This is a genomic window from Roseiarcus sp. (genome assembly GCF_052145395.1).
Classification (GTDB): Bacteria; Pseudomonadota; Alphaproteobacteria; order Rhizobiales; family Beijerinckiaceae; genus Roseiarcus.
Window position 1 is genome coordinate 1 of the sequence record NZ_JBKQOT010000568.1, and the last position, 7,178, is coordinate 7,178.

The 7,178-nt window shown below is 63.2% G+C and carries 6 protein-coding genes; 5 read left to right on the forward strand and 1 reads right to left on the reverse strand.

The features are described 5' to 3' along the window. From ACLP25_RS19550 to rbsK, 4 genes are all read left to right on the forward strand, one after another. The coding region (locus ACLP25_RS19550; RefSeq protein WP_442470826.1) for a sugar ABC transporter ATP-binding protein at positions 1 to 1,507 on the forward strand (1,507 nt) is incomplete at its 5' end. After that, positions 1,504 to 2,487, forward strand: a complete 984-nt coding sequence (locus ACLP25_RS19555; RefSeq protein WP_442470827.1) for an ABC transporter permease — start codon at positions 1,504 to 1,506, stop codon at positions 2,485 to 2,487. The genes ACLP25_RS19550 and ACLP25_RS19555, both read left to right, overlap by 4 nt. Further along, entirely contained in the window at positions 2,484 to 3,488 is a 1,005-nt protein-coding gene (locus ACLP25_RS19560; RefSeq protein WP_442470828.1) for an ABC transporter permease, read from the forward strand. Before ACLP25_RS19555 ends, ACLP25_RS19560 begins: the two co-directional genes overlap by 4 nt. A 153-nt stretch (positions 3,489 to 3,641) precedes the next feature. Beyond that, a complete protein-coding gene (gene rbsK / locus ACLP25_RS19565; protein WP_442470829.1) occupies positions 3,642 to 4,589 on the forward strand; it encodes a ribokinase in 948 nt (315 codons plus the stop codon). Here the strand turns inward: rbsK and arfA are convergent. Then, positions 4,581 to 6,095, reverse strand: coding sequence for an arabinosylfuranosidase ArfA (gene arfA / locus ACLP25_RS19570; RefSeq protein ID WP_442470830.1), 1,515 nt, complete (start codon positions 6,093 to 6,095; stop codon positions 4,581 to 4,583). The genes rbsK and arfA overlap by 9 nt on opposite strands. Positions 6,096 to 6,412: 317 nt before the next feature. Between arfA and ACLP25_RS19575 the strand changes: the two genes are divergently transcribed. After that, a partial coding sequence (locus ACLP25_RS19575; protein WP_442470831.1) for an extracellular solute-binding protein occupies positions 6,413 to 7,178 on the forward strand: 766 nt, incomplete at its 3' end.

Sequence of the window (7,178 nt, forward strand, 5' to 3'; positions counted from 1 at the left end):
CCCGCTTTCGATGGACGCCAGCCTTATCGAACTCGACGGCGTCGGAAAGAATTTCGCCGGGATTCGCGCACTCGACAACGTGACGCTGGCAGTCCGTCGGGGCGAGATTCATTGCCTGGCGGGGGAGAACGGCTCCGGCAAGTCGACGATCATCAAGATCATGTCGGGCGTCTATCAGCCCGATGAAGGCGAGATTCTGATCGATGGGACGTCGGCCAGGCGCCTGACTCCGGTCGAGTCGGTTCATCACGGAATCCAGGTCATCTATCAGGACTTTTCGCTGTTCGGGAACCTCACCGTCGCGGAAAACCTCGCGCTGAATTCCTTTTTGCGCGAGAGCCGGCGGCTGGTGAGCTGGCGCGAGGTTCGCCGGATAGGCCGGCGGGCGCTCGACCGACTCGGGGTCGACATCGATCTCGACGCCGAGGTCGGCGCGCTGCCGACTTCATCCAAGCAGCTCGTCGCGATCGCTCGGGCGCTGATGTCGGACGCCCGGTTGATCATCATGGACGAGCCGACGACCGCGCTGACCCGTAACGAGGTGGAGCGGCTCATGACGATCATTCGCGCCATCCAGCGCGACGGCATCGCCGTTCTCTTTGTCAGCCACAAGATCGGCGAGATGCTGGAGATTGGTGAAAATCTGACCGTTATGCGCAACGGGCGCGTCGTGATCGAAGGACCGATCGTCGAATTTGACGAGGTCTCGATCACCCGCCACATGACGGGTCACGACATTTCCACCGCGATCTACGAAGGGGCTGGCGATCCCGAGGCGCCGCCGCGGCTCGAGCTGAAGGGCTTGACCGTGCCGGGCGCGGTGGAAGGAGTCGACCTCAGTCTGCGGTCAGGCGACATTATCGGACTTTCCGGCCTCATTGGCGCTGGACGCACCGATCTCGCGCTGGCGCTCTTCGGCATGCGGCCGCACCATACCGGCGAAATCCGCATCGACGGCAAACCGGTCTCGCTCCGCGGCGTCTCGGACGCCATCCATCATCGCATCGCCTATGTGCCTGAAGACCGGTTGACCGAAGGTCTCTTTCTGACCCAGTCCGTTCAGCGAAACATACTCGCCAGTTCGTTCGACAGGATCACACGCGGCCTCGTGATCGACCGCGCTCGCGCTGAGGCTTGGACCGCGGAAATGATCCGCGCCATGCAGATCGCAGCTCCCAGCGGTTCGACGTCCGTCGGCGATCTCTCAGGCGGCAATCAGCAGCGGGTGGTGCTGGCGCGATGGCTGCTGACCGAGGCGCGGATCCTCATCCTGAACGGCCCGACAGTCGGCGTCGACGTCGGCTCCAAGGCCGAGATCCACCGAATCATCCGCGATCTCACGGTGAAGCGCGGACTCGCGGTGCTGATGATATCCGACGACGTTCCGGAATTGCTGGGCAATTGCAACGAGGTCATCCTCATGCATCGGGGCCGGTTCGTCGAGCGCTACAGGGCCGGGAGCGCGACCGAGGAGGCGCTGACCGATCGCTTGAGGAGTCTGAGGTGACGCTTTCGCTCCTGCGTCGCCCGGAGGCGATCGTCGCGGTCGCGCTCCTGTTGGCCATGGTCATCATCGGCCTCGTCAATCCGGCTTTCTGGAGCCTCGACAACCAGTTCGGCTTGCTGCGAAGCAATGTCGTCATCGGGATCATGGCGGTCGGCGTGCTGCTGGTGATGATCTCGGGAGGGATCGATGTGTCCTTTCCGGCCTTTGCCGTGGCGGCCATGTATCTGACCGTGAAGGGCATGGTGCAGTTCAACTACACGGGCGTCGCCCTGCCATTCGTCGCCGCGACCTTGATCGGCCTCATTCTGGGCGCCTTCAACGCTTTCTGCATCCGGGCCTTCCGCATGATCCCGCTCATCGTGACGCTCGGCACTGCGAGCGTCGTCCGCGGTTTGTTGTTGGGCCTCGTCGGCACCAGCACGATCAATGTCGACAAGATGCCGCCTCAACTCATCGATTTCGGCAAGACAGACATTGTGAACCTGACGCTCGCAGACGGCAGCCGCTACGGCCTGACCGCCATGATTCTGATCTATGCGGCCCTGGCCTTGGCGGTCCATCTCGCGCTGCGCTACACGATGATCGGGCGCAGCCTTTATGCGTTCGGAGGCGCGCCGGAGGCGGCGGCCCGGGTCGGCTTCGACACGCGCAAGACGCTGCTGTTTGCCTATTGTGCGGCCGGGGCGCTCGCCGGCTTCGCCGGGCTCTTGCACAGTTCGATGATCTGGCTCGCCAATCCTCGCGACTTCGTGGGTTTCGAACTCGATGTCATCGCGGCCGTCGTGCTCGGCGGCGCCAGTATTTTCGGGGGCAAGGGCAGCGTGCTCGGCACGCTTCTCGGCGTCTTCCTGCTCGTCATGATCAAGAACAGCCTCATCATCATGCACATCGACACGACGTGGCAGCAGGTGGTGGTCGGGCTGGTGATCATCGCGGCGACGACGCTGACGGCCTGGCGCGACCGCATGAGGGTCGCATGAAGACGAAGGGCGCCGAGAGGGGGGCTTTCGATTTTCGTCGTCTGATCAACCGTGAGGACAATATCGGACAATTGCTGCTTATCACCGCCGCCGTATTCGTCGTGATGGCGGCGCTCAGCCCGGAAAAGTTCCTTCGCTTCTACAATTTCGAGTCGATCAGCTTCGTCTTTCCCGAGCTCGGACTGCTGTCGATCGCGATCATGGTGGCGATGCTGACCGGGGGCATCGACCTTTCGATCATTGGGATCGCCAATCTGGCCGGAGTGCTGGCCGGCGTTCTGTTTCATCGTCTCGCGCCAGGCGCCTCGGCTTCGCTCGGGTTGAACGCCGTGGCCGGCGGGATCGCGCTCGCCCTGGCGGTCGGAGTCGTGGCGGGGGCGCTCAACGGGTTTCTCATCGCCAAGCTGAGGATCACGCCGATCCTGGCGACGCTCGGCACGAGCCAGGTCTACTCGGGCCTTGCCCTGGTGATGACCGGCGGTCCCGCCATCGTCGGCTTTCCGGCGGGTTGGAATTTCATCGGCAACGGCAAGGTCGCCGGTGTCGCGGCGCCCTTTTTGATTTTCTTGGTCCTGGCGGCGGGCGTCAGCTTCATCTTGTCGCGAACGGCCTTCGGCGCGAAGCTGATGCTGATCGGCGCCAACCCCAAGGCGGCGGTCTTCGCGGGGCTCGACACCGAACGCGTCGTCTTTCAATCCTATGTTCTGACGGGCGTGCTGGCGAGCGTCGCCGGCCTGATCCTGTCGGGGCGAACGAATGCGGCGAAATCGGATTACGGCGCCTCCTATCTGCTCGAAGCGGTGCTGATCGCGGTGCTGGGTGGAACAAACCCCGCGGGCGGGCGAGGCACGGTGCTCGGGGTCAGCATCGCCGTGCTGGCGCTGATGCTTCTGTCCTCCGGCTTCCAGATCCTGCGCTTCAGCAATTTCCTCATCGACTTTATCTGGGGTGGGTTCCTGCTCCTGGTGATCGCGATCAACGTCATGCGCAACCGTCGGTGACGGAATGGCGGCGTCCCCTTCGATCGGGCGGCGCAAGAAGGGGGGCGCGAAGTCGGTTCGACTGCCGCGGTTCCCGTTCGGAAGGAAGTGACGAAATGACGACCGATAACGAGTTGCATCGATCCACCCGACAGTCTGCGAAGGGGGCATGACATGACAGGGCGAATCGCGGTGGTCGGCAGCAATATGGTTGATCTCATTACCTATGTGACGCGCATGCCGGCGAAGGGGGAGACGATCGAGGCGCCGTCATTCGAGATGGGTTGCGGCGGCAAGGGCGCGAACCAAGCCGTGGCGGCGGCGAAGCTCGGCGCTGATGTCCTGATGGTCAGCAAGGTCGGCGACGACATGTTTGGCGACAACACGACCAGGAACTTCGCCAGCTTCGGAATCGACACCCGACACGTTTCCAAAGCGGCGGGAAAATCGAGCGGCGTCGCACCGATCATGGTCGAGCCGTCGGGCGAGAACTCGATCCTCATCGTCAAGGGCGCGAACGCCGACCTCCTGCCTGTCGACATCGAGCGAGCGGCGGAGGATCTCAAGACTTGCGACCTGATCCTGCTTCAGCTCGAGATTCCCCTCGAGACGGTCTACGCGGCGATCGAATTCGGCAAGCGGCACGGGATCAAGACGCTGCTCAATCCGGCGCCTGCGACGAGCGCCCTCGATCTCCGGCGAATCCTGCACGTCAGCTTCTTTGTGCCCAACGAGACGGAACTCGCTCTCCTGACTGGGCTTCCCGTCGGCACGGTGGCGGAGATCGAAGCGGCGGCGCGGAGCCTGACCGCAAAGGGGATCGGAACGGTGATCGTCACGATGGGCGAGCGCGGCGCCCTCCTCGTGACACAGACGGAGACGACCGCGATCGAACCGGTGCGCGTAACGCCGGTCGACACTACGGGAGCGGGGGACGCCTTCATCGGCAGCTTCGCTTGCTATTACGTCGAAACAGGCGACGTGAAGGCGTCCCTGGATAGAGCGGCGCGCTACGCCGCCGATTCCGTCACGCGGCGCGGCACTCAGAAAGCCTACGCGACTCGAGAGCAGTTCGAGGCCCGCCAGAGCGATGGATCTGGCGCAGGAGGATTCTCACGCTAGGCTCAAACGGATCATCTGGTAAGAGTAGGGCGGCAGCCTTGCGGTCAGAAGGCCGTCCGCGACGGCGGCGCTCGAGCCCTTTTTTGGCGTGACGGTCAGCGGCGCGGAAAGCGTATTGGCGGCCTCGAGGGTCACGCCCGCGAGGACCTGATGATCGCCGACTGTCGCGGCGCCGAAGCCCTGAAGGATCACCTCGAGGTCGATCGTTTCGCTCGGGTGCCGGTTGACAATGAAGAATGTCAGCCTCGCGCCTTCCGCGTCGTGAACGCCCGAAATGTCGACATAGGGCACATTGTCCGCGACCTGTGAATCGTAGCCCGGCGACTCGACCGCCAGCCGAAGGGCTTCGCCGCGCCCGAAGGCAGAGGCAAAATAATAGGGATAGTAGGTCGTCTGCCGCCAGGCCGCGCCCTTCGGCTCCGTCATGATCGGCGCGATAACGTTCACGAGTTGCGCGATGCACGCGATCCGGACGATGTCGGACCGGCGGATGAAGGTGTTGAGGATGCAGCCGACCTGCAGCGCGTCCTCGAAATTGTAGATGTCTTCGAGCAGGCGCGGCGCATGCGGCCAGCCCTTGGCGCCAGCGAGGACATCTCGGTCCTGCGCGTTCGAGTGATACCAGACGTTCCACTCATCGAACGAGATCGTTACGCGCTTCCGGCTGCGCTTCACGGCGCGGACGAACTCGATGGTCGAGGCGATGGTCCCGATGTAGGCGTCGAGCTTCTCGCTGAGCGCGAGATATTCCGCCGTGTTCTTCGTCCGGTTAGCGAAATACATGTGTAGCGAAATGTGATCGACCGCCTCGTAGCAATGTTCGAGCACGACCCGCTCCCATTCGGGATAGGTGGTCATGTCGGAGTTCGACGAGCCGCAGACGATGAGCTGGAGCGAATTGTCGAAGGCGCGCAGCGTCTTCGCCACTTCGTTGGCGAGTCGGCCGTATTCGTGCGCCGTCTTGTGGCCGACCTGCCAGGGCCCGTCCATCTCGTTGCCGAGGCACCAGTGTTTGACCCCGAAGGGCTCGGCGCGGCCGTTCGCCTTGCGCTGGTCGCCCCAATAGCTGCCGGTCGGGCCGTTGACGTATTCGACGAGGTTGCGCGCCTCGTCGAGCCCCCGCGACCCGAGGTTGATGGCGAGCATCATCTCGGTTCCGACCGCGTCGCACCAGTCAGCGAACTCGTGAACGCCGACCGCGTTCGATTCCGACGTATGCCAGGCGAGGTCGAGCCGTGTCGGGCGTTTTTCGCGCGGGCCCACGCCATCCTCCCAGTTGTAGGCGGATACGAAATTGCCGCCGGGATAGCGCACGATCGGAACGTTGAGTTCGCGGACGAGGTCGATCACGTCGCGCCGCATCCCATTGGCGTCGGCGGTCGGATGCGAAGGCTCGTAGACGCCGGAATAGATCGCGCGGCCGAGATGTTCGAGGAAGGCGCCGTACAATCGACCGTCGATGGCGCCGATCCGGTAGTCGCGATGGGCGGTGATCGTGGCCTTCAAGTTTCCCTCCCTCACTGTGTATCAGAAAGTCGGATATATTGAACGCCTTTTCCGGCCCTCGTCAAGGCAGGGAGATTTCGGATTTTTGAGGCATTGGCCTACCTTTTTGAGGCGTCTGACGGCCAAGATCTTCCAATCCGAACTCGGAAAGCGCCTGTCGCCGATTGCACTCAGTATCAAACTTATGGATGAATATCGCTTGGCGCCGGCTCGTTTCCTCGCTACCATCCCGGCCGTTCAGCTTTCCGCCCCAGTCGGCGAAGCTTGCCCGATGCCGGGGACAACCCGTCGGGACGGACAGTTTTGGGAGGAACCGGATGATCCGCAAAATCTTTTACGCCGGCATCGCGACGGCCGCGCTGATGGTCGGAGCCGCGCACGCGACCGAGACCATCGTGTGGTGGGACTTCCTCAGTGGCGGCGATGGCATCCGCATGAAGGCCATGCTCGACGAGTTCAACAAGGAGCATGCCGGCAAGGTCCAGATCGACGCCACCACCCTCGATTGGGGCGTGCCGTTCTACACCAAGGTGCAGACGTCGACGGCCACCGGCCAGGGCCCTGACATCATGACCTATCATGAGTCCCGCATGCCGCTCGGCATCTCGACAGGCTCGCTGAGCCCGATCACGCCCGAGGAACTCGCCGCCTCCGGGATCAAGGCCAGCGACTTCGGCCCGGCAAACTGGAAGGCCGCGCAGGGGACGGACGGCAAGCAATATGGCGTGCCGCTCGATATCCACTCGATCATCCTCTATTACAACAAGGATCTTCTGAAAAAGGCCGGCCTGCTCGGCGACGACGGCAAGCCGAAGGGCCTCGACGGCGTCGCCAACTGGGACGCCGCGCTCGCCAAGCTCACCGCCAACGGCGTTTCCGGACTGTCGGTTCCCGGCGACTCGGCGTCGATGTGGCGCATCTTCTATACTTTGCTCAATCAGCAGGACGGCGCGTTCCTCAAGGACGGCAAGTTCCTCGACGGCGACAACCTCGGCAAGGCGACCACTGCGCTCGCCGAAATGCAGAAGTGGGTGAAGAGCGGCTGGACGCCGGCCAAGACCGACTATCCGGCCTCGATCGCGC